25 protein-coding genes are annotated in these 24,290 nt (G+C 38.9%); 8 read left to right on the top strand and 17 right to left on the bottom strand.

Annotated elements, in window-relative coordinates; translation table 11 throughout:
• Positions 1-313 precede the first annotated feature (313 nt).
• From H513_RS0116360 to H513_RS0116420, 12 genes are all read right to left on the bottom strand, one after another.
• A complete protein-coding gene (locus tag H513_RS0116360; protein ID WP_161625319.1) occupies positions 314-1,216 on the bottom strand; it encodes an LXG domain-containing protein in 903 nt (300 codons plus the stop codon).
• Between the two features lie 21 nt (positions 1,217-1,237).
• Complete coding sequence (locus H513_RS0116365; protein ID WP_026801690.1) at positions 1,238-1,510, bottom strand: DUF5344 family protein; 273 nt, start codon at positions 1,508-1,510, stop codon at positions 1,238-1,240.
• A 12-nt stretch (positions 1,511-1,522) separates the two neighbouring features.
• A complete protein-coding gene (locus H513_RS0116370; protein WP_026801691.1) occupies positions 1,523-1,909 on the bottom strand; it encodes a YwqH-like family protein in 387 nt (128 codons plus the stop codon).
• 307 nt (positions 1,910-2,216) lie between these two features.
• Positions 2,217-2,798 (bottom strand): hypothetical protein, encoded by a 582-nt coding sequence (locus H513_RS21020; protein ID WP_154655278.1) that lies wholly within the window; start codon positions 2,796-2,798, stop codon positions 2,217-2,219.
• Between the two features lie 249 nt (positions 2,799-3,047).
• Positions 3,048-3,695, bottom strand: a complete 648-nt coding sequence (locus H513_RS0116380) for a hypothetical protein (RefSeq protein ID WP_026801693.1) — start codon at positions 3,693-3,695, stop codon at positions 3,048-3,050.
• A 90-nt stretch (positions 3,696-3,785) separates the two neighbouring features.
• Entirely contained in the window at positions 3,786-4,052 is a 267-nt protein-coding gene (locus tag H513_RS0116385; protein WP_026801694.1) for a hypothetical protein, read from the bottom strand.
• Between the two features lie 420 nt (positions 4,053-4,472).
• On the bottom strand, positions 4,473-4,814 hold the full coding sequence (locus H513_RS0116395) for a hypothetical protein (RefSeq protein WP_026801695.1): 342 nt from the start codon (positions 4,812-4,814) through the stop codon (positions 4,473-4,475).
• Between the two features lie 17 nt (positions 4,815-4,831).
• A complete protein-coding gene (locus H513_RS0116400; RefSeq protein WP_051240085.1) occupies positions 4,832-6,649 on the bottom strand; it encodes a DUF6792 domain-containing protein in 1,818 nt (605 codons plus the stop codon).
• Positions 6,650-6,672: 23 nt separating this feature from the next.
• Positions 6,673-7,260, bottom strand: a complete 588-nt coding sequence (locus tag H513_RS0116405; RefSeq protein ID WP_026801697.1) for a hypothetical protein — start codon at positions 7,258-7,260, stop codon at positions 6,673-6,675.
• Positions 7,261-7,939: 679 nt separating this feature from the next.
• The gene (locus H513_RS0116410; RefSeq protein ID WP_026801698.1) at positions 7,940-8,491 is read right to left on the bottom strand and encodes a nitroreductase family protein; all 552 of its coding nucleotides are present in this window, start codon (positions 8,489-8,491) and stop codon (positions 7,940-7,942) included.
• A 374-nt stretch (positions 8,492-8,865) separates the two neighbouring features.
• Entirely contained in the window at positions 8,866-9,015 is a 150-nt protein-coding gene (locus tag H513_RS21935) for a hypothetical protein (RefSeq protein WP_169449941.1), read from the bottom strand.
• A 135-nt stretch (positions 9,016-9,150) separates the two neighbouring features.
• Positions 9,151-9,852: a hypothetical protein gene (locus H513_RS0116420; protein WP_154655279.1), complete on the bottom strand. Its 702-nt coding sequence runs from the start codon at positions 9,850-9,852 to the stop codon at positions 9,151-9,153.
• Positions 9,853-10,499: 647 nt separating this feature from the next.
• On the opposite strand from H513_RS0116420, the gene H513_RS21720 reads away from it, so the two are divergent.
• The 4 genes from H513_RS21720 (at position 10,500) to H513_RS0116440 (ending at position 14,549) form a co-directional block, all read left to right on the top strand.
• Positions 10,500-10,664: a hypothetical protein gene (locus H513_RS21720; RefSeq protein ID WP_154655280.1), complete on the top strand. Its 165-nt coding sequence runs from the start codon at positions 10,500-10,502 to the stop codon at positions 10,662-10,664.
• Between the two features lie 197 nt (positions 10,665-10,861).
• Positions 10,862-11,587 (top strand): polyprenyl synthetase family protein, encoded by a 726-nt coding sequence (locus H513_RS0116430; protein WP_197057420.1) that lies wholly within the window; start codon positions 10,862-10,864, stop codon positions 11,585-11,587.
• Between the two features lie 126 nt (positions 11,588-11,713).
• On the top strand, positions 11,714-13,945 hold the full coding sequence (locus H513_RS0116435) for a sensor histidine kinase (RefSeq protein WP_026801701.1): 2,232 nt from the start codon (positions 11,714-11,716) through the stop codon (positions 13,943-13,945).
• On the top strand, positions 13,914-14,549 hold the full coding sequence (locus tag H513_RS0116440) for a response regulator transcription factor (protein WP_026801702.1): 636 nt from the start codon (positions 13,914-13,916) through the stop codon (positions 14,547-14,549). Before H513_RS0116435 ends, H513_RS0116440 begins: the two co-directional genes overlap by 32 nt.
• Positions 14,550-14,611: 62 nt before the next feature.
• On the opposite strand, the gene H513_RS0116445 is transcribed toward H513_RS0116440, so the two are convergent.
• The 5 genes from H513_RS0116445 to H513_RS0116465 all read right to left on the bottom strand — a co-directional run bounded on the left by H513_RS0116445 (position 14,612) and on the right by H513_RS0116465 (position 19,803).
• Positions 14,612-15,643, bottom strand: coding sequence for a hypothetical protein (locus H513_RS0116445; protein ID WP_026801703.1), 1,032 nt, complete (start codon positions 15,641-15,643; stop codon positions 14,612-14,614).
• Between the two features lie 5 nt (positions 15,644-15,648).
• Positions 15,649-16,830 (bottom strand): ABC transporter permease, encoded by a 1,182-nt coding sequence (locus H513_RS0116450; protein WP_026801704.1) that lies wholly within the window; start codon positions 16,828-16,830, stop codon positions 15,649-15,651.
• Positions 16,823-17,527, bottom strand: coding sequence for an ABC transporter ATP-binding protein (locus H513_RS0116455; RefSeq protein WP_026801705.1), 705 nt, complete (start codon positions 17,525-17,527; stop codon positions 16,823-16,825). Before H513_RS0116455 ends, H513_RS0116450 begins: the two co-directional genes overlap by 8 nt.
• Positions 17,528-17,530: 3 nt before the next feature.
• Positions 17,531-19,243 (bottom strand): prenyltransferase/squalene oxidase repeat-containing protein, encoded by a 1,713-nt coding sequence (locus H513_RS0116460; RefSeq protein WP_026801706.1) that lies wholly within the window; start codon positions 19,241-19,243, stop codon positions 17,531-17,533.
• A 74-nt stretch (positions 19,244-19,317) separates the two neighbouring features.
• Positions 19,318-19,803 carry a hypothetical protein gene (locus H513_RS0116465; RefSeq protein ID WP_026801707.1) on the bottom strand — a complete coding sequence of 162 codons (486 nt, stop codon included), beginning with the start codon at positions 19,801-19,803 and terminating at the stop codon, positions 19,318-19,320.
• 229 nt (positions 19,804-20,032) lie between these two features.
• Here H513_RS0116465 and H513_RS20530 point away from each other — a divergent pair, with 229 nt between their 5' ends.
• From H513_RS20530 to H513_RS0116485, 4 genes are all read left to right on the top strand, one after another.
• Complete coding sequence (locus tag H513_RS20530) at positions 20,033-20,815, top strand: SRPBCC domain-containing protein (RefSeq protein ID WP_036770535.1); 783 nt, start codon at positions 20,033-20,035, stop codon at positions 20,813-20,815.
• A 351-nt stretch (positions 20,816-21,166) separates the two neighbouring features.
• Entirely contained in the window at positions 21,167-22,102 is a 936-nt protein-coding gene (locus tag H513_RS0116475) for a DUF1672 family protein (RefSeq protein WP_026801708.1), read from the top strand.
• Between the two features lie 123 nt (positions 22,103-22,225).
• Positions 22,226-23,176 (top strand): DUF1672 family protein, encoded by a 951-nt coding sequence (locus H513_RS0116480; RefSeq protein ID WP_026801709.1) that lies wholly within the window; start codon positions 22,226-22,228, stop codon positions 23,174-23,176.
• A gap of 250 nt (positions 23,177-23,426) precedes the next feature.
• Positions 23,427-24,272, top strand: coding sequence for a DUF1672 family protein (locus H513_RS0116485; RefSeq protein WP_026801710.1), 846 nt, complete (start codon positions 23,427-23,429; stop codon positions 24,270-24,272).
• Positions 24,273-24,290 lie beyond the last annotated feature (18 nt).

A 24,290-nucleotide genomic window follows, 5' to 3' on the forward strand; every position in this document is an offset into this window, starting at 1 on the left:
CAATGTTCCTCATACATCATTCCTTTTCTGATCACCTGTTTTTCTTGTGGCACCTGCTCTTCATCCGCATATTTCTTGGCGGTACGCCAATTCACTTGAGCTCTTTGAGCAATTTCATTTATAGATACGTCTTCATGATTTCGTATAGTTTTGATATGATTAATCTTAGTCATTGCTAGCAATCCTTTCGACCTCCACTGTGTTTGATTCGACACCAATTACAGTAGAGTTATATTGGATGGCTGGCAAGGCTTTTTTTATCTAAAAAAGAAGTGCAGAGTTATGTACGTTTAGGTTGCACATCTCTGTACTTCTATTTTGCACTACACACATATTTCCCATTTGAACCCTGTTTCCATTTAGCTGATGCTTTAATTATCAAATTACCTTTACCATCTTCAATTACTTTCAACATCCCAGAGCTCAACACAGCAAAGCCCAAACTATTCTTTATTACATCTTTCACACCGGTTGTCTTACTCGCCATCTCCAACATATTTGCTACCTGGTTCATATAATTATCGTTATCGTCCACATCGGATAGATCTTCAGCATTTTCGATGATTTCTTTCATGACATTTGATTCGTTATAGAACTTCTCTAACTCCTTATATTCCTGATCACTTAAGAACACGCCATCTTTCGTCCATGTCTGCATCTTTGTGACGAAGCTAGATAATTGATCTAATGTCGCTTCTGCATCTTCTATCAGATTCACGCAGGATTTGTCGACTTGAATTAACTTTTTCGTCGTATCTTCGATATGTTCCTTCCCCTCTTCTACAATGCTAGAGAAATCAGTAAGATTGATGCGCTCAAATGGTACTAGATCGCTTATTGAGACATAATCATCGTTAATGCCTTCAATTAGGTCTGTTGTCATCTTATCAACTTTCTCAAGCCCTGTTTGTACATCGTTCGTCATAAAGTCTTCTCTTAGAAACGCTTCACGGCTTTCGAAGGAGAATAGTTCATCTTTAATCGATCCTAAAGTTTCTATGTATTTATCTTGAAATTGTTGAAGAAGGATATTGAGGGGCACTTGCATTTCCGCGAAATGAGCTCGGATGGCATTCCCTCCTGAACCTTTCAGACTGCTCTCTAAGCCAATAAAGCTATCCATGCTCTTCTTAAGAGTCAGCACTTGCTCTTTCTCGGACTCTCTCTTATTTGAAATCTTATCTAATTCATCTATAACTATAGATACATCTAGCACCTTCAATTCCTCTCACACCCCTTATCCCTTCAATTGATGCGCCAACCTTCTATCCTTCTCCACAAACATCTCTAGATTAGATTTAACATCTGCTTCTACCTTAAGCAGGCTTTCTCGATAAGCCTTATAAATTTCATTGTACCTCTGTTCAAGATTTATGAGTCGTTCCGCTAACTCCATAACATTCACCCCAAAGTTCACATCAACTTTAGATGTATCTAGCCCTGCTGTATGTCCCTTGAGCTCTTCAAGAATTGGATTAACCTCACTTGTAACGACTTTAATCTCTGCCATACATTCACCCTCCTAAGCATCATCTAAAGAATCAAGTTGTCTGTTTAGGGAAGCTATTGAATCACTTAAACTACTATTCAGGCTCCTCAACCGCTCAACCTCTGCCCCAATATGATCTAACATATCTTCCACCCTTGTATTACACATGTAATTAATGGAGACAACTAGCTCATCCCGGATAGACAGAAACGTAGTGGCATGCTCCCCGGTCCAAATGGAAGCTCCCAATTCAGGTCCATCCACTAAGTCCTTATTGAATTGAAGCTCTGCTTGTTTATCAACAATTTCTCCCTTCGCTTTCTCTAAACGCTCAATATTTTGACCATTCTGCTCTATATCTCCTTGAAGAGTAAGGATCGAATTAAGAATAGTACTCCTAGAACTTAAGATTTCGAACACCTCCTCACCACTCCCCCAAATCTTAATTACCACTAATTACCTAGTTTATAACCTATTTTTTTCAAAAAGTAAACAAATAGACAGGGGTTAAGAAGTTATTAGACAAATTTATACATACATGTCATCGAGTTAATTGTCACAACAAAAAAACTGCCAGCTATCAGTAGCGGACAGTTCATTCTTCAACTTATAAATCACCGGCAAGGTGCTAAACTTATCACGATATTTAGAGAAATCTAAGTTCTTTATATTCCTCACTTATACTTCTAAGCAAACGGGAATTTGAAGAACGTTAAAGAACGACCTCCTACCCTTCCTGAAATACAATAGATTTAATCCATTCCATAAACTCTTCAGTTTCCCTTGTAAACACCTGTTCACTTCCACCCTTATATAACGACTCAATTGTATACCTAACCCATAAAACCTCGTTGTTATTCTCTAAAATAGCAACGAGTCCTTTTCTTTTAGGATTATCATTTATGTAACTCGCTAAATATAGATCATAAGGATAAGTTTTCTGTTCCTTAAACGTCAGATCTTCACCAACGGAACCTTCCAGTGTGGATATACTCGTTTCAAGGCTAGGCTCAGTACCTTGTCCATAGTACTCCAAGAAAATTCTTATATTTGAGTCGTCATTGTCCATACCAATATAGATCCCTTCAGAGTTATTCTCCTCAACTGAATAACTCTGTTCACCAATTACACCATTCCTAGGAAAATCCATTTTAAACTGTTCTGTTTTAGACAAGAAAGAATAATATCCTGGTCTAGTCTCCTGAGTCGATGTTAAGAAGCCTCTAGTAAACTCATCTTCAAATGCAGGTACATCGGGCAAATCCTTAGCAGCGACTTCCTCGGGATCGGTCACTTGGTCCTTAGACATTTGGCAACTCCCCATTATAAATAGGCTAATTAAAGACATTACTTTAACTATGTTCTTCAATTTCAACCCCACCTCCTTCTGGCAAGTTTTCCACAGTAATTCACTTAAATTTTGCGCTCCTTAGAGACGTGGGGGTCAAATTCTTGTTTGATAGAACAACCATCATAAAGAAGGAGAAAACATAAATCATTGCAGCCTGAACATCTTTCTTTCTAGCAAAATAATATACAATTCCTCTGCACTTCTCTCTTAATCATTGATGAAGTTAATAGAGCTTGCCCAACTTTCTACTATCTTTTTCACTTTTTGTAGATTACAATCTTTATCCGATTCGTCACACTCTACCTTATATGTAAGTTGAATGGCACCTGAATGTTCATGTTGGGCGATAACAACATATCCAAATTCCCCATCAGGATATTCATATGAAGCTATATAAGTTTCTATTTGAGGATCAGTATCAATTTCTTCAAAATCGAGTTCTTTCTCAATATTTTTCTTTATATTTTCCATCGTATGGTCCAATCTGTTAGGCGATTTAAAAGAATAATACTCTATATCGATTTCATAATTTGAGTCTTTTCCTTTTAATATAATAAAAAAACCTTCAGCATTTTTATTATCTACCGCGTAAGTTCTTTCATGAATCACACCATCTTCCGGAAAATCCATTTCATACTTCTTTGTGCCTGATAAGAAAGGATAATAGCCTTCCTTTGTCTCATTTATAGAAGTAAGAAAACCCCTAGTAAAATCATCCTCAAATGCAGGTACATCAGGCAAATCCTCAGCAGCGACTTCCTCAGGATCGGTCACTTGGTCATTAGACATTTGGCAACTACCCATTATAAATAGGCTAATTAAAGACACTACTTTAACTATGTTCTTCAATTTCAACCCCACCTCCTTCCGCCGGGACGGGGGGACAGGTTACTTGTCCCACTATCCTGGGTGCGAGCGGGACGATGAACCTGTCCCTTTGTCCCGCTATTGAAATAATCTTTCGTAGAAAATAATGATAAACAAGAGACTACACTCCACAACTAGCGTAAGTAAGATTACTCTTGTCTTCTCCACGTTTAGTTGGATGGCATACCCAATTCCCCATATGGCGATGACGAGGAATGGCATTAAGCTGTACAAATCGTTTCCCTCAGGAGCGAATGCCATCATGACCCAAGCCAGAATGAAGCTAATCCCGATTGAAGCTACACCTATTAAAATGTTGATAGTATGAATATATACACGATCCACGGAATCCCTACCTTTTCGTTAAATTCATATAGAAATGAACCAGTTTATTTCCTATTTAATGAAGAAGTTATTTCGAACCTAAAAATAAAACTTTAGAGCATCCACCCCAAAGTTCTATTCCATTATGTATACTTTTTTCTCTTTATCACTACAGCAATACACACTGCAACCGGCGCAGCAATCATAACGAAGGATGTTATTTGAAAGAACACATCAACCCAAGCGATTTCTCCCATACACACACAACTCCTTTCGGGGACAGAGGGACAGGTACAGCGTCTCACACCCCAGTCTATTCTTAGAGCAACTTTAAATGGATGATTCATCCACTCTCAAGTTCCAGAGCTCATTCTACTATAATTTGGAATACAACAACACCCCCTATTCATCACGAATCTCAGAACATAAAAAAAGAAGCAACTAGAATGCTCTAGGCTGCTCCTCATAGGTTAGTGTCATTCTTTGCTCCTTCAAGCGATCCACCTGCTGGTCTAGCATTCTAATCGTTTTTGATAAATCTACCTCTATAGCCTCAACCAATAACTTGTTGGAAGAAGACAAGTTATCCGTCAAATCCATCATGGCTTCTACAATATCTCCTTTTTGACTTTCTTCAACGAACATATCCCTAATAAGTGAGAGCCATTGTTCATCTACCACCTGAATCTCCTCTAGAATCGAAATAAGTTCCTTTTCTTTGTATAGCTGACTCTCATAGGGTAACAACCTGTCCGTTACAGTTAGTTGGTGTGTATCTCTCATCTTCTCCCTCCTCTTTATCAGTTATTTGCATAACTTCCAACCAGATCAAATAATTTCGACACCTTCTCTTCTTCTGAAAATAATTGTTCCACAGATTTACGGTATTTCTCCAATGCGTCATAGCCTTCTTGCACACTTTTATGTAATTTGAGAAATGCGTCGGATAAATCAATCTGATGTAATCTCGGTAAATCCTCGTGTACTTCAATTGATTGCAAACGCTTGTTGCCACCATAATAACCAGAAGCATGTCTTCCTAGAAGATAAGCATGATAAGAAGGGTTTTGCTCTAAGTCAGCTATTTCCCTAAGTACTCGTAATTTTTCATTATGGTAATCGTCATGAACCAACCGTTGAGCCGATAATTCTAAACGGTTGATAAGCTCCGACTTTTCTTGCAACTTATTTCTCCCATCTTCATACATACGCATAGCAGCCGTTAAATTAATCTGTATCGATTTCCCACCTACGATCGTGCTCATCACCATATCCGTTCCTTCATAAGTGGTATCTCCAGATGAGAGTGCCTTTAACATCTCAGGTATGCCATGACTGGACACTATTTCTTCACCAAGTTTTGATAAAATCGGGTCAAGTTTATGACCACTTTCCTCAATCTTCTCTAATTCCTTCTCAATTCTACCTTTTGTATCTAGCAACCAAGCACCGTCACCTAGAACAGGCGTTGTTTGTTCGGACATTGAACTATATAAATCTAGACGCTTCTTGGATTCAACGAGCGACTCCTCGATAACACCCATCTCTTCGACTATAATCTTCTTCTCTTCTTCTGTAATATAACCTGCTTCTACCAACCTCGTTGTAATAATATCCGAATTAGAAGTTACATTTTTCACTTGCTCCAACAATGGCCCAATCTTTTCGTTGGCCTCTCTTATAGCCGGTTCAAGTTCTCCAGATATGTAAGCATTTCCGTACCCCCATACATCTTTCTGAACAAGTACACTCATATCCACACCCAGTATTTCTTTCAACACAGCATCCTGCCCACCACGTTCCGATGCTTCCGTGTATTGAATAGCTAAGCTCTGCAGGTCTTTCACAACCTCGTCTGGAACCCCGTCCATAATTGACCTTAGTCCATTCACCTCTGAATTCGTATCTACAAAGTGGGTTTCACCTAGATTAAAAAACCCCCTAACTCCACTCACCCCATATAAGGGATCATCTGTTGAAATCAGTTGGTGTATGTGATCCGATTTATCCTCGTAATGTTGTTCAGCAAACCGTTTGAGTTTTTCAGGTTCAACTTCATAAATTTCTTCTTCATTCTTAACACCGAAATGATTTATTACTTCTTCTGAAAATTTCTCATCTGCATGAAACATTTGATAATAATTAATTTGAGCACCGTTAATACTATAAATAGCATCAAATACATCGCCTCTTAAATGAGCAGCGACATTGTTATTGTGAGCTAATGAATGCGATAAACCTATGACCGAAACATCTGAAGGAAGATTCATATTCTGTTTTACTTCTTTCACGAATTGTAAGGTAGAGGTTGATTGAGAGTAGGATATACCAGCAAGCATTGATTTTATATTATACTTCCAATCTACTTGATCTTGAGTACCCTGAGAAATGATGTATAACTCATCCACGCTCTCCTCTTCCGACTTGAAATGAACCGCCGTACCATTATAACCCGTGGAAGCATCTTCCTTTTTGTGTATATGAATCTCCCCTGTAAATCTCTCTCCAGTCTCTTCTATGTATATAAGTCTTATGCTTTCTTCCATTTCTTTTGCACTAAGCTCTTTATATTCTTCACTTAGAAGCCTCAACCTGATTTTGTCACTATTTAACAGCATTTCAGACACAAACCCCCTTTCTATTAATCAGTAAATTTAACTGTTTCCAGCCATTTATGGAAATAGTTGGACTCTTGATTAAAGATTTGTTCTTTTTCCGGGGTATTCTCTTCTGTCAATTCAATTTTATACCTAATCCATAAACTCTCGGTGTTCTCTCTCTTTGCGATTACTGCGAAGCCTTTTTTATTCGAATCTCCTTCTCTATATTTAGAAAGAAATACGGTATGATTTTCTTTCGATTCTTTCTGGAAATCCAATTTCTCTCCAACACTACCTTCCAAAGCCAATTTACTTGTATCTAGGTCTGGATAAGCTTCTGAACCGTAGTACTCGAATCTAATCCTTATCATGACTTCATCTTTTTCAACTTCTACATACGCTGTTTCTATATAATCTCCTTTAATGGAATAACTTCTTTCACTTACGATGCCATCCTCGGGTAAACTCATTTCATAATTACCCGTCCCAGAAAGAAATGGGTAAAATCCATCTTTTGTCTCCTGAATTGATGTCAAAAAACCTCTAGTAAACTCATCTTTAAATGCAGGTACATCAGGCAAATCCTCAGCAGCGACTTCCTCAGGATCAGTCACTTGATCATTAGACATTTGACAACCTCCCATTATAAGTAGGCTAATTAAAGACAATACTTTAATCATGTTTTTCAATTTCATCCCCATCTCCTTCCACCAAGTTTCCCACAATTATTTTACTTGAATTTTACGACTCTTAAAGGTATGGGATTCAAATTATTTTTGTTTAAAAGAAAATCAGCATAAAGAAGGAGGTAATATGCACTAAATCGCTACTTAATTTATACCACTTACTTTTATTTTCAAAACTACAATCTTTTTCCTTAATGCGGGTTTATAATAAGCTTTTGCGACACCTTTGCCAATGTATATCCCCTCTATTCATAACGATAAATTAGCTCAAAACCTTTCTTAAGAAATCCATCTTGAACTCCCGAAACGAAATGTTCCACCATAACCGCATACAAAAAAACAGCTTACCTATTGAAAGGTAAGCTGGTTCAAATAGGGATGCTATACATCCTATCTCATTAACTGGGACAAAGGGACAGGAACAGCGTCTCACCCCAGTCTATTCTTAGAGGAACTTTAAATGGATGAATCGACCATATTCGGGTTTCAGAGCTCATTCTACTATGGCTTTTAATACCTCCCATTCTTCACTAATCTCAGAACATAAAAAAGCAGGGCAAGGGGGACTTCCCTCTTACCCTGCTTTAAAGAAGCGGGACAAATAACCTGTCCCCCTGTCCCGCTATGATTTACTTGGTAGTCCGTATTGGACTTTGAGTGTTTCACGGGGCTTGATTTCTGGTACGACTTCTGGATAGCCGATCCATAATAGCCCAATTACTTCTTCCCCTTCATTGACGCCTAAGAATTCGTGAAACTCTGGTTCATGGATTAAGCCAGGCGTTTTCCACACGACGCCGATTTCTTCTTCCCACGCGAGTAAGGAGAAGTTCTGGACTAGGCTTCCCGTCGCAGCGAAATCGTCACGATGTAATTTATCATTCTCATTCACGTTCATCACAATGGCGATGATATGGCTTGGTGCGTCTTCTGCTAATGGCTTTCTTTCAGGTTCCTCTTCACCCTTCTTGCGCGCTTTATTCGCTTGGATAAAGTGAAAGAACTCTACTTGGTCTTCACGATTTAATACTACAAATCGCCATGGTTGCGTCATTTTATGATTTGGTGCATATAAGGCCAGTTCAAGCAAGCGTTCAATCGTTTCATTCGGAACTGTCTCTTTGTTGAAACTACGAACCGAACGTCGCTCTTGAATTGCATTCAATAAATTCATATGGATTTCCCCTCACAATGAATGATAATAATTCTCAATTATTTATATGTACCTATTATTGCGCGTAGAAGGGAAAGTGTCAATAGGACGAAGCAAGTCTCAGAACTTCCATAAGAACCTGCACAAGAAATCCCTACAGTATAGAGAACAGACAATTATACAATTATTCCACCTCTCTCTTCGCTCACAACCCTCTACATTTACCCAAATGAATCCCCAACGTCCCCTTCTCCTCATTCATTAACAAAGACAGGTACCTATATCCTGAGCACCTGTCCTCTTTCATTATTATGTTGATAGTCAATTCCCTTGATCGATCAAACAATGTAGGTTACTTATGTATTTCGACGTACGTAACTGCGTCTATTCAACTATTACGGAGTGCGAAACGGATTCGCTCCAATATTCCTTCTGACCTCTTTCGTCAAATCCACTCCTTCGGCCTGTTCAGGCCCCTTTTTCGTTACGGAATTAGGCAACCTTCCACTTCCATCATAGTACATCGGCTTCTTTTCTTTATTCATGCAGCACCTCCAATACTTCAAACTGCCTGAATGTTATTCTATAATCAGGTAATTCTATTATATTGGGTTTCTAGGCCTTTATCACTACGATATATTTCTATTATTTTGTTTTTAATACTTGAACGAATCGACCATTTAGTTACTGTCCATAAATTCCACGGTATTCAGCCATTTATAGAAATTTGCAGTCTCTTCTTCAAAAATCTCCGCTTTCTTACCATTGTTCTCATCTTTTAATTCAATCGAATATCGAATCCATAAGCTCTCTTTACGATTCGGATTGTCTATAATGACCACGTAGCCTTTCCTTTTCGGATCATCGTTCTTATAGGGCGCTAAGAACAGGGCAGAATTCTTCATCTCTTCCTTTGTAAAAGCTAATTCTTCCCCAACTGTCCCTTCTAAAGTAAACTGACTTGTCTCTAGGCTGGGGTATACCTCATCTCCATAATATTCTATTCGAATCCGAGTGTTCACCTGCTGTTTGCCCACTCCAATATAGATTGCCTCGAACCGCTCTTCTTCAATAGAATAGCTTGACTGACCTACCACCCCTTCACCCCAAATGCAGAAACGGTACTGGTGAGTTCCTGATTCAAATGGATAATAGCCTCCTTCTGTCTGTTCCACTGACGTGATAAATTCTCTTGTGAATTCATCTTTCAGCGCAGGTACATCCGGTAGCTCTTGAGGTGCAAGTAATTCAGGGTCCGTCACAAACTCCTCAGACTCCTGACACCCTACCATGATAAATAGAATTATAAGTAGGCATGCGCCACTCTTACTACTAGGTCTTGTAATCAACGTCATCATTCCCATCTCTGTACAGTTCACCATTCAACTGGCTAAATCCTTTCTAACTTCCTTCATTTAATGAGCATACAGCCTATCGATTCGCAATTTGGTGGCATAACCATCTTCAAAACATTCCACAACCTACTAACAGTCAAATTAAAAAGGATACAAACACTACACTTAAAAGCTTCTTCAGAGTAGAGGCAAGCGAGCTAAGGCCCGTTGAATTGAATAATTTATTCCACTCATAATGATTGCAATGTGCTTACACATGAAATCTTTGATTGTTGCCTGATTCACTTTCCGCCAAGCCCTAGCTAGACTGAAGAATGCCCTTCAACTCTTAACCTCATTTCATCCTCGTTCTATCCCACCCGTATCCACACACAACACGAAAGAATATTAATCATAAAACCCCTTAGAAACATACCATATTATTACAATTCAAAACCTTACTTTTACTGCAGGACCATTGTGAATTACCTCTTTTCTTTTGCGTAGCTCTACTCTATGTTTTTAAGTATCCCCTAAGCGGGACAATGAACCTGTCCCACTGTCCCGACAAGACTTTTTAACCATGACGATAGTAAGTTGATGAGGGCCAATCTCTATATTAAAATTTACATGTAATTCATTTTTACCCAGTTATTTTTTGTAAATTGGATTCTTATTCAAAGGAGGAGTTGCACGTGTCAGATCAGCTGTGGGAATGCTTTATTAAGAATAACGTGGAAGAAGAAGAGACGCAGAGTTTAACAAAAATAGAGAAAGATGAGTTATTAAGATATCAAAATAATCAATCCGAGGTTGAGAATTTTATTACGATGGATGGGAACACATGGGTAGTTACATAACAGAAACCATCCACAATCGAGTTCGTGAAGTATGTTTAGAGAGTTGCCCGACATCACTTCGGGACAAACTCGTAACCCCGCTTAATAGAACCCTTACAAAATCAAGTGACCAAGTGTGGAATGGCCTCATACTGCTTCTGAAGAACATGTTCTCTATCAATTTAGAAAGAGTAGAACCCTTATTAATTTCCAATCGAATGCTACAATCCAGCGCAGAGCTGTTGGATCATGCCATAGACCAAGATGAGGATTACGGAATAAGCAGGGAAGAACTCATGATGTTAGGGAATTATCTCTATACCAAATCTATACAGAACCTTATGCAAGCTGGACAATCTCACTGGAATGATAAGATTCAAGAGAGGCTATTAACAAATCTCATCAGTTGCTTGGAAATGGCGTGGCTTGGTCAGTGGGAAGACTATATCACTACCTACCATTGTGTGAATGAAGAAGAATATTTGAACATGGTCATGAACAAATCAGGAAAACTATATGAGATTGTGTTTAAATCCATCGGGCATCTGGCTGAACTAAAAGAGAAAGACTGTCAAATCCTTGCTAAAGCAGGCAACCAAATTGCAGTGGCAGCTCAACTTTCTAATGATATCCAAGGAATCTACTCTCCTAAAAAAGCAGACTTAGAACAAATGAAAGCTTCTGTTCCAATTATCAGAGGAATTGAGTACTCCAAACAACAAGACCAAAAGCTCCTCCACCTCTTACAAAAGGCAGAGGATTCGACTTCTATAGAGGAGATTAGACCAAGTATTCTAGAATACTTGGAAGTTAATCGCCTTTTTGAGTATACGAAGGTCCTTATAAATGTCTACTTCAATGAGGGAATGGACCTCATGTCTAAATGGACAGATCACCATCATCGAAAACAGTTTTATGAACTTTTTGGATTGAAAGAGGTATAGCTTATTATAAAACAATTACATGATTTATTTTCTCCCCGTACTGCACTCATAATTACAGCTTTATTGTTTATATACTTGTTGTCTGCTGCCTTTTCTAGCCCATATATAGGAATTAAACTCATAAATGTGGATGATCGCTATATCGTAACTAAAGTACAACCAGATGGCATGGGGAGCGCAATCGGAATTGAACCCTACGACTCCATTCTAACTGTTGACTCAGAGAATGCAGCAAATCATCACACCATTGAGCAGGGTATTCTGGAACAAGCTACAAACCTCACTTTCAAACACTGGGACGAAGATATTGTAGAACACGTTTCATTAGAGGAGAGCTCATTTCTAAGCAAATATAAATACAGCCTATTGTTGAGCTTTATTTCTTTGCTTTACATACTAAGTGGAATTCTAATTTATTGGAAGCAACCTAATGGTAAAGCTTCAAGAATGGGGATTTATATTAATCTCTGCATTGGTGCAATCATCTTAAGTGCCTACGCTTCTTCTATAGGTAATTTGAAAGCTAGCTTCATTATGCTCTCTTTACTTAACGTTGTACCTTTGTTGCTTCTATTACTGATTACCTACCTCCCACATCTTAATGCAATCAATATGGTGAGTAAAAGGGTTCTTCTATTTATTACAATTGTATGCTCCCCTCTTCCAATTGCTTATTGGATAACTACACACACGCTTTTCGCAAACTTAATTTTATCAGGATTTGTAGTGAATACAATCATTTGTATAATCCATTTAATTCAGCCGTTATTCACACTAAGAAAAGGACAATATCGTAATTTGTTCTCTATATTATTTGTTGCATTTGTGATAAGTTTTGCGCCAGTTATTACATTTCATTTAGTGCCTTTCTTGAATGAGGGTGAAGCATTGATAACATTTGAATATTTGTTAATCCCCTCTATCTTGTTTCCTGCTTCCATTTCCTATGTTTCCGTAACGAAATATCCCATTGATCTTTCACTTCACTTACCGAAGTTATTAATCTTTTCAATGACAGTTGCGGGCATCTTATTCCTCTACTGGGGAAGTCATCAGTTGCTCATGTTGTACAACACCAATCCTATAGAGCTGATTACTAGAATTCCTGGGACGGTTAATATCTTCTTATTTACCTCCCTCACGTTACTCCTGTATATAAGTTTAAATCGGCTCAACCATAGTCTAGTCTCAAGGAAACAGAACCCTACTTTATTCTATAGAAAACGGGTATTCACAGAAATTGAGACAAACCAGCGAATAGATAGAGTCATGGATCATGCACTACACACCATTTCAGAAATCTTGTGTCATGTCGAAGGTGCATCCATCCTTCTGAGAGGGGACCTACCTAGAATCAAGTCCACAGGTAACCATAAAGGGAACGAAGAAGCGCTAAAGTCTTCTTTCCTCTCTACAAATACGCAGCATAAAGACGGTTCTCTTGTTCAAATTTGTATTCCAATAGAGGGGGACGAGTTAATTGGTTGGATGCTAATCGGAGAGAAAGTGAATAAAAGTCGTTTCGAGAGACAAGAGGTTGGACACTTGAATGATTTTGCCCAATTCTTAGGAGAAGCCTTTGAAGTGAAGCAACTGTTAGAGGATTATCAGGAATATGTTCATGGTTACATGCAACAAATAACTCCCCTTTATTCCACAAATCCAAAGCGAGCTAAACAACAAATTGAGATAGCTGAGAAAGAAAGGAAAAAGCTTTCTACCTTCTTGCATGATCATGTTCTTCAAGACGTCTTAGCAGTTCACCATAACCTTGATACATTTTCTAGTAACAATGAAGCTTTTCTTATGAAACACATTAAGGAGTTTTCTACACTTCACCAAACCCTGGAGAAGCTAACCTATACGATTAGAGATAAGAGCTACGATCTTTATCCAGCTGTCTTAGATGATTTCGGCTTACTGGAAGCATTCAATCACCTCATTCATTATGAATTCGTAAATTCTACACCAACAATTGAATTGAACAATTCACTAGAAGAAGGAAACCTAGCGGAGTTAGACCGAATTACGCTTATCACGCTCTATCGAAGCGTGAAGGAGTTAATAACCAATGCGATTAAACACGCTCAGGCGACCGAAATCACCATTGATAGTTCTATGGCAGAAAACAATCTGTACTTCACGGTAATCGATAATGGGATTGGTATGCATGAAGATTTACCCATAGAGGAATATGTTAAGGATAATCATATAGGTTTAGCATCGGTTAAACATGATATAGAATCCCTCAATGGACAATTACTTATAGCTGGAAGCAGAAATTCCGGATGTGAAATGACTATTAAACTCAAATTGGAGGAGACCGATGAATCAGCAAATCACACTCATGTTAGTTGATGACCACCAAGCCATCCAGAGTGGGATGGTACACTACTTCGACCAACAGGATGGATTTACCGTTGTGAAAAGCCTGCATAATGGTGATCATCTTATGTCCACTATTCGAGAATGCTCGCCTGATATTATCCTATTGGACATGCACCTCCAACGCAAAGACGGAAAGGCTGAGAGTGGGATGAAACTGGCAGAAAACATTCTTACCTATAACCCTTCTCAGAAGGTTGTAATTTATACGGGCTACAATTATCCTCACTATAAACAAAACGCGTTTCAAATAGGTGTAAAGGCATTTATCTCTAAATACGAACCACTATCGAAATTAGCTCAGTACTTACAACTAGTCTCAGAAGGTATTATTGTTCAAAACGACGACAGCTCTACTGAAGAGAAGCTCACCAAATTCGAAATTAATTTATTGCACCACATTAGCGAAGGCCTTACAAATCAAGATATTTCTGAGAAACTCTCCTACAGCAGAAGAACTATTGAACATTATATAACTGTCATCTACGAGAAATTACAAGTTACTTCTAGAATTCAAAGCGTCGTTAAAGGAATGAAGCTTGGTTACCTTCCACTTACCAACGAACCAAGTACATAAATAGAAAACCCGCTACATACAAGTAGCGGGTTTTGCGTTAGGTATGAATAATGCTATGGACACTATCCGTGCTCAATCACGGTATCCAATCGAGGGTTGTAGTCCATTCTATGGACGACTTTCATTTCAGACTCACTCACATCGTATACCACTTTATTTGTATACAAATAGGTGGTCTCATTTGCTTTAGTCATTCCACTTACTAGGCCTCCCTCAACTGTGTAAGGTTCTCTCATGAGTTCCTGAGTTTCCATGTCATAAATCTCTACATAAGGTTGGTTAGGAGAACCCGTTACCGTAAAGAGCTTTCCATCGTTAATTACCATTTTTCGTGGAGTCTCTCTTGTTGCCACAAACTCTTTCAATCCATCTTCTGTTAATTTATAGATTACGTTATAACCCTGTTTAGCTTGGTCCTTTCCTTCTAACTTCACCTCTTCCTCTTTCGCAATCAGAACTTCATCCTGGGAGAAAACGATGCTTCCACTCACCTGCTGATCAAATAGCTTCTGTTCGTCCATTTGATCCCCTTGAATGGTTTTCAAGAAAGTACCTGACTCTGTTCGATTCCAGACAAGTACCTCACCATTGTTCAGGTTCACTTTCATGTCATCAACTTCCCCATTTAAATCCCAAGTTTCAATGGGTTCAGAAAGATCATCACTTGCATATTTCTTCAACACAGGCTTACTATCTTTGTAGGTTATGACATAAATTTCTTCTTCGGTAGACGCGAGCTTGCCAACTGGTTCATTAAGAGTACCTAATTTGCTAATTTGCTCAGAAGTCGATTCATACAGCGTATAATTAACAGTTCCTACTTCATTTGCAGCTAGTATATTTCGATTGCCGTGTACATACGAAATACTATAGTTCACATCGTCCAACGTGCCAATTGAAGCCTGGTACTCCGTATGGAAATCACCTTCTGTTTCATTGAATACTTGTATCATAACCTTTTCCTCTTCATTCGTCAGTGTCGTTACAAATGACTCCTCAATAACTGAATCAAATTGAGTCTCACTAAATGAGTCTGAAGAACACCCCGCTGCAGTTAAGGCAATGCCTAGGGTAAGGAATAATTGTTTTCTCATGTGGGTTATTCACTCCTCAATGTTTCGACTGGGTCAAGTTTCGCTGCTTTAGTAATGGCCCGATAACTGGACCCTAGACTAACTAGTAAAACTAGGAATAGGCTCAATAGAACAAGCTTCCCGTTGAACGTAAGAGATAAAATGGATAATCCGTCCTTCGATTCAATATATTGATTAAAGAAGAACATCAATACATACGAAGATAGAATAGAAAGTACGAATGAGGCTAGCCCAATATACAGGACCTCCACAGATAACAAGCTTGTGATATGCTTTCTCTTATATCCAATCGCCTTCATAATCCCAATCTCCTTGTAACGATTCTTTAGAGATTGGTTCATAATTGAACTGATACTCACCGCTGCAAACCCAAGTAAAATGACAGCTAAAGCACCGCCTACTCCAATTAATAACTTAGCCACCACCGGTAATTGTTTCGAGGATTGTAACGCATAATTCGTCGTATACCCTTTATCTTCAATGGTAGTTGCAACATTAACTAACTCTTCAACATTCTCGGCAATGACAATATAACGATCTGGTTTATGATGCGCGGTGTATTCATCCACCGTCATTTGCTCAAAGTTTGCATTTATTTGATTGACTAACGAAATTGGAACCAGTGATAGATTATCTGGAAAACCAAGTAAATCAGGTTGTTTGTAAGTTCCCACAATTTCAGCTGAAAGTTTCGACCGAACCCCTTCCCCTTCTTTAACCTTCACGGTATAGCTCAACTCAACCTCTTCTCCAGCCTTGAAGTCCTTATACTTATCGTTTAGTAGAACACTCTCCTCGCTAGAGAAGACCTGGTCTTCTCCCGTGAAAAACGAAAGGGCCTCTGTGGGAACCCCAAGAACCATAGTACTCGTTCGTTCCTTCTCTTTCTCAACTCCTACGAGCGCTGTCTCAGAAGGGAACGCAACACTGACCCCATCAATTTGTTGTAATACCTCGCCATCTTCACTTTGCAAAGCTTCTTCGTTGCTAGAAGATACTTCAATAAACTTCAATTGGTCATTCTCTATAACCGTTTCATTCATGGAATTCTCTACTCCCATAAAGAAACCTGCGACAAGATTAAAGACAATCAACCCAATGGAGATGATGACAATGGGACCTATTGTCTTAAACCCATGACGGATGAAATTCTTCCACCCAAGGGTAAGTAAGTCCAGTTTATGCACGTGATGAAACCTCCTGTAGTTGCCCTTCTACCATTTGATAGAATACATCAGCATAGTGTTGGAATATTTCATTGTGGGTCACCACAACGACTGCTTTGTCTTCTCTTGTAATCGCTTGAAGCAGTTCGATAATACTCTCTTCATTCTGTTTGTCCAAATTACCAGTAGGTTCATCTGCTAGAATTAAATCAGGATTATGAACTAAGCTCCTGGCGATGGCTACACGTTGTTGTTCTCCCCCTGATAGTTGCTTAGGGTAATGATGGCGCCGCTCGTACATGCCTAGCTGTTTCAACATTTCTTGACTCTTCTGTATCCGTTCTTGAGACTTGATTTCCTTATGTAAATAAAGCGGATACGATACATTTTCTTCCGCCGATAAATGTGGGAGTAAATGGTAATCCTGAAACACAAAGCCGATAGAACTGCTTCGCAAACTCGTGCGGCTTTCATCCCCAAGATTATGGATTGTCTCGTTATCATAATAAATATCGCCACTAGTTGGTCGATCTAACAATCCAATAATATTCATCAATGTACTCTTCCCGGAACCAGATGCCCCCATAATCACAACCATTTGGCCTTTATAGATTGAGAAATTCGTGTCGTTTAAGACGGATACCACTTCTGAGTTCGTATGATAGTCTTTCGTAATATGACGTAAAGACATAATGGGGTGTGTAGATGCTTGTTCCAATTTTCACTCTCCTTTATCTTCGATGATTATTTCTTTAATCAGCTTAATGGTGAAATAAGTAGACCGTAAATCCATATAGGAATCCTCATCTGTAACCGCATAGCCCCCTTGTCTTCTCAACGCATCAAGCTTCTTCAACAATGTTGTATCATCGTACTGGATTCTTGTTTGTCGCATAGCATGATAGGTATAGTAAATCATGTAAGCTGCTGCCTCAGAATCGGGTTTAATTTCCTCTTCGCTAAACCCTTTCACTGCACGATGCACTTTATCTGTCCAAGCATCTGTCTGAGACATTGCATCTATGAACGCACGGTTAGCTAATTCGGATTGTTGGTTAAAATACTTATTTCCATTAATAATAGAATCTAGCAACTGTTCAGCTTGATTAGGTAACTCGTGAGCCTTTAGTGGAGACCTAAGTAACTGCAGCGCTTCAACTTGATACGTCCATTGGAATATGCTTCCTTGCTTTATCGGCTTTCGAATCTCCTCAAGCAAGAAACTCTCTGCTTGATCTAAGAATGAGACATCAACACGCAATATTTGTTGCAACGTCAGGAAGCTAAGTTGTTTATCGGCAGATAAATCTTTAAAATCTTGATATGTATAAGAACTAACTTTGTCTTCTAAGGGAGCTAAATTAGAATACTCTGTTCCTTGTAACCAATGAAGCAACGAATAACCCATCATATTTTGATTCAAGTCTGCAGAGTAACTCGTTATTTTCGTAAATTGTCCATTGTCTTCATAAAGATTTAAATTATCCAAAAGGATCTTTTTATTTGAAGTATGAAGAGATGCTCCAATACTTCTTAACGCTGAAATATTCCGATACACGTACTGAATATCAGCAACATCAGATTTAAAAGAGTCCTTCAAATAGGATTCTATTCTGTTCATCCTTTCACTAGATGCTTTAATCTGACGTCCTTGATATAGTTTCGTATAATAATCAAGTTCAACCATACGCTTTACATCTGCTTGACCATCTAAAGTCGGCTCTTCCACCTCCACACTTGCGTCTTGTTTTCCAAGTATATCAAAAGAATTTATTAGAAAATATGCTCTTGAAGGACTAAATTTGCCATTTCTGGAAACGACACTGTCTAGGTAATTTGTTACTCGACTATTATAATCGGATGTATCAACTTTATTTCGCTCCATGACTCGAAGCATTTGATAGGTCTCACTCAATTTCACACCTGTATATTGCGGATCATCAGAAAAGTTCTTCATCTCTTTCGCCAAGAACACACCCGCATCTTTCATGAACGTTTGGCTAGCTACGTCCTTGATTTGTTGCCGATACACATCTGTGGTTGGAATCTCACATTGTTCTAACAACGAATCAATTGCATACAATGCTTCAACCTCATTGAAAATCCCTAGATTTGAAGCATTTGTGAAATCTCGGTGTGCCATTTCTTCATGTACATACGAACATACCTCAAGTTCTTCACCAAGAAGCGCGTAAAGAGCATTCCCATAATAAGTGTTATAAAGACTTTGGATATCCTCTAACCCATTCGTTAAGCTAAAATCTCCACTTTCTTTCCATGAGCTTAATAGCTTATCAGAAACGTCATCCCAATCACCCTCCTCTAATGAACCAGCGGATAATTGGGATGACGCTTCTTTCGATTGCAAGACAAGAACCACCCCTCCCACGGTGAAAACCAAAGCAATCAAGATTCCTACATACCATTTTCTCATACCATAATCCCTCCCTTTATATTAAGGAAGGGGATAAACCATGTGGTCCATCCCCTTCCTCCATATTGAACCTATTAATATAGTCTTGTTGTGGATGCAGTGGAAGATGCTTTCGTACCGTCAACAAAGACAGATGCTGTATTTGTCGCTGTACCTTTATAAGGAACTCCTGAGATGTTGTATGTACCTGAGTAATCAGAAATCCAAGTGTCATTGTTCGTCCAAGTACCAGTCAAATGATTTCCACTTGCCGTTCCTCCACTTACTCCGCCGATGGAAACACCAAGGCCACTTGCGCTAATGTCCCATGCAGTTTTCACCCAATCACCGTAATCAGGATTTTGACCTAAGAATTTTGCGCTTACTTGGTAAGACTGAGTCTGGAAGTAAGCCCCTGTGCTAATCCACACATTCGATTCAATTTCATGACTAGAAAGCCCAGGCACGCCCGCAGAATTTGAATCACTGTAAGCAAATGCATTTGAACCGGCCCCAAATACAATAGCCGCTCCCATTAATGACGTTACAACAAACTTGCTAAATCGACCTTTATTAAACATGTAATCTCCTCCTAAACAGTATGTATCAGAACCTCTCAAGGTTCTAAATTCACTATAATACACAATCTTCGGTGAAGAATCGGTAGGTTACGCATAATCTATTGCGTGCCTCCGCAAAATGGGACAAGGTGACAGGAATAAAATTATTGAGCACTCTAGAGAAACATGTTACTATAAGGTCACATTAACAAGTTACTTAAAGGTAACATGTTGGGTATGGAGGATTCTAATGAATAATGAACAACTCACAGCTGTGTTTAAGGCATTAAGTCACCCGATTCGTGTGACAATGTTGGATTTACTCAAAGAGGGACCGAAACGTACATCTGACTTAGATGAGGCGTTTCCTGATGTTAGTCGTTACGCGGTCATGAAGCATTTAAACATCTTAGAAGAAGCGAACCTCCTTCTCATCCGGAGGGAAGGACGTACTCGACTGAACTACATCAATATCATTCCTCTCCAACAAGTATACGGACGCTGGGTATCGAAGTATCAATCGAATGATGCACACGCATTAACACAAATTAAAGAGCTTGCTGAAAGGAGACAAGAAACAATGAAACACGATACATTTCAGATTGAACAAGAAATTCTTATCGAAGCGAACAAAGAGAATGTATACAAGGCGTTGACTGAGAATATTGGACAGTGGTGGGCTTACCGATTATGCGGTGAAGGATCAACCATGACCTTATCCGCAAAGGCTGGAGGCCAATTTATTGAGCATGGAGCGAACGGGGCTGATGCTTTATGGGGTACTGTTACGTTTGCATCAGAGAACAATGAAATTCGACTGAATGGGTTATTAGGGATGCAAGGAGCTGTGAATAGCGCCTACTCCTATAAGTTAGAAGCAAATGGTAATCACACGTTGCTCAAACTGTCCCACCATGCTGTAGGCCTTCTCGATCCTGAATGGGAAGAACAACACGCAGCTGGATGGAAAGAACTATTAGGTGATTTCCTAAAGAATTATGTAGAAACGGGTAAGACACCTGAGATTAAATAGGTAATGATATTCCTAACTCATAGGGCAGCAACGTCATGGATGATCTCCTTGGCGTTGTTGCCCTAACTTTTTTATTTTCTTATCTGGAAACCTGACAACTCCCCCTTTCTCTATCGTTGCTCACTATACCTTTCAATTTCGTATTGAAGAGGCTACAATTCTTCCCCCCGCCCCACTATTTCCATTTATTAGGTTTACCTATTCATTCATTGTGGTAGTAATAAATGTTCATGCATGCCCAGTGTAAAAGTGACCATCGTCGCACATCCTTTTTCCTTATTTTGTATTAGAATAAGTCTGGATGTTCATCGCTCCCTTGGTCGTTCAAACGTTGAAAGGATGCTATAAAGAATGAATATAAAGAGAACTATTCTTCCTCTGATTTCTATTGCCACCCTCCTTCTAGAGGGATGTGGATTTCTAAATGAGAATCAGAGCACGACGTCAATGAAACAAGAAGCAGACATAACGAAAGAAAGTGAGACCTTCATATCTGTGCAAGACTACGACGGCACAGGATACACGCTAAGAAATGCAAGTCCAGCGATAGAGAAATTAGCTAGGGAAAATGAGAAGGATATCAACGAAGCGTTCAAAGACTATTTCTCTCAAGAATATAGCACAGAGGTAACGGTACATAACCTAGCTGCTGCCAATGATGCGATTACTGCCTACGTAGAATCTAAGAGTAATCCGAACTTCCATACCTACGCAGTCGTTCCAGTTAGACAAGGAGAAATCCTATATGATGAGGTGTTCTCTCAAGGAGGAAAGGTTGAAAATGCGATTGCCAGTGGCTTGTATGCATGGGTCTATGAGGATGAGTTTCAACAGTTAGACCAATTACTTGAAGCGTTCATGGAACACAATCCCATTACAGGAGTGACGGATGAAGCTTTAAATAGGGTCATCGGTGCAGGGTATAGCACTCCCTACTATAGAACCGCTGTTCTCGACAAGTCATTAATCGATATCTCACAAGACTATATTGATCATCCAAATCGAACAAAACGTGATTGGGCTAACGCACTTCAGTCAACAGATTATAACCATAAAGATGTGACAATCTCCCTCCACCTCTATATGGCTGTTCAAGGGAACGAACCAGAACAATCAATCTTGTCTAAGCTAGAGGAAGAGATTAGAAATCACTCTAATACGATACCTCAAGGTACTTATCATATTGATATAAATGATAACTACATAAACAAAGTGACTGGAACAGGAAGTAAAGATAATACATTAAGCATCTCTTACCCAGAACCGATTATCATACTGAAAGAATAGAAACGATTATTCCATACATAACACCATGCCAATTGCGACCGTATCTTCCCCTTTACTTCTAGAAATCTACGTGATCCTAAACTGTACTACTTCAACAGAAATCGAAGAGGAGTGCCTCATGTAATGAATATAACAAGATCAATTCTACTATTAATAGCTACAATATCTTTAGGGGGATGTGGATTTCTGAATGACGAGCAGAACGTACAACAAGATACAGATAGTAAAGAAGCTGAAGCTATCCATGAGACTGATAACACCTACGTTAAGGTTCAGGACTACACAGGTAATGGCTATAATTTAAACAACTCAAATCAGAAGAATAAAGATATTGCATTAGAAAATAAACACGAGGTAGAAAAAGGGGTTAAGGATTACTTTCTATCACTATATAAATCAGAAGTTATCGTACATAACTTAGTAGCTGCTGATGACGCCGTAACTGTATTCGTAGAATCTAAAGAAGAACCTAACTATAATACGTATGCGATTGTTCCAATTGATTTAACAAACGAAACAGTCTTAACAGACGAGATTTGGACTCAAGAAGGACAAGTCGAAAATGCCATTGCTAGTGGCCTATATGCAATGATTTATAGAGAAAGATTCAGTGAACTAGACGAATTAATTCGTACGTTTGTAAAGGACAACCCTGTTGTCGGTACAACTGAAGAAGCGAAAAACAATGTTTCAGGCTCCGGGCATGAAACTGTCTATTATCGTGTTTCAGTATTCAGTGACTACGTGTTATCCCTAACGGACGAATATCTGAGCAATCCAGACTATTCAGGCGAGGATTGGAAGAATTATTTCGACGTGGAGAAGCTTAATCCTAAAGAAATAACGTTCGCCATAGAGTTGTTCATGGCCGATGAAGAAGCTTCCCCTAGTCAAGAGATCTTGGACAAGCTTGTAACGACTATTGAAGAAGCTACCAACCTCCCCCCTGGCGAATACAACATCATTCTGAATGATAATTACGTCCATGCTGCTTCGTTTTCAGGATCAAAAGGAGAGCCATTGGAGCGCGCTATACCAAATCCCATTTACAAACTAGATTCAACATTGCGCTAGTACATGCTAGACACAATTAATGAGAGAGTCACTTCCTATATATACATCTATTTATCATGGTAGCCATACATGACCGGTCCAAATGTGACCATCGTCGCACACCCTTTTTCCTTATATTGTTATAAAATAGATGTGGGGACGACCTGTGTTTATAAAGGATGGACCCTGAAAGGAAGTGCTAAATGCGATGACTGTAAGGAGAAGAATTCTTCCTCTGATTACAACTATCCTGTTAGGAGGATGTATGTTCATGAGTGAAGAGCAAAGTGAGACGTCAACTGATGAAGAGTTTGTTTCTGTTCAAGACTATACCGGTGAAGGGTTCACCTTGAGGAACGCAAACCCCAAGATTGAGAAATTAGCTAAAGATCATGAACAGAAAATCATAGAAACAGTAGAAGACTATTTATTGACTAAGTACAAAACAGAAGTTACTGTTCATAATTTAGAACCTGCCGTTGACGGAATTACTGCATTCGTAGAATCTAAGAAAGAACCTAGATTTCATACATATGTAGTTGTCCCGGTCCAAGACAGTACCATACAGGATGAAGCTGTCTTCTCTCAAAGTGGTCAAGTAGAGAATGGCATCGTTACTGGAATTTACGCAATGGTTTATAAAGATGAATTTGATGAACTAAACCGTACCCTCGAAAGTCTGATTTCCACTGAACCTATTGTTGGATTAAACCAAAAAGCTCTAGATCATATAAGCGATACTAATTACAGTACGATTTATTATGGAACAGCTAACTTTGATGAGCAATTAAAGGAAATCTCGAATACTTACATCAACAATCCAGAATACGGTGTAGAGGAATGGACCAGTATTGTGAAAGAATCCGGCTTTGACCCTTCCCAATTCTATATAAATATAGAATTCTATATGGAAGATACTCGAACAGAACCGCAAGATTCTTTACTCAAGAAGATTACTAATGAACTAGAAACCCATCAGAACAAATTACCACCTGGTGCCTACAACATAATCTTAAACGATAACGATATAAATAAAATCACTGGCATTGGCTCAAAAGGTAACTCACTAGAAAAGGCTTACCCTGACCCTCTTATAATCCCAAGAAATAAAGAATGAATTATCTCTTCAATGAGT

The sequence above is a fragment of the Pontibacillus halophilus JSM 076056 = DSM 19796 genome (genome assembly GCF_000425205.1).
Lineage (GTDB): Bacteria > Bacillota > Bacilli > Bacillales > BH030062 > Pontibacillus_A > Pontibacillus_A halophilus.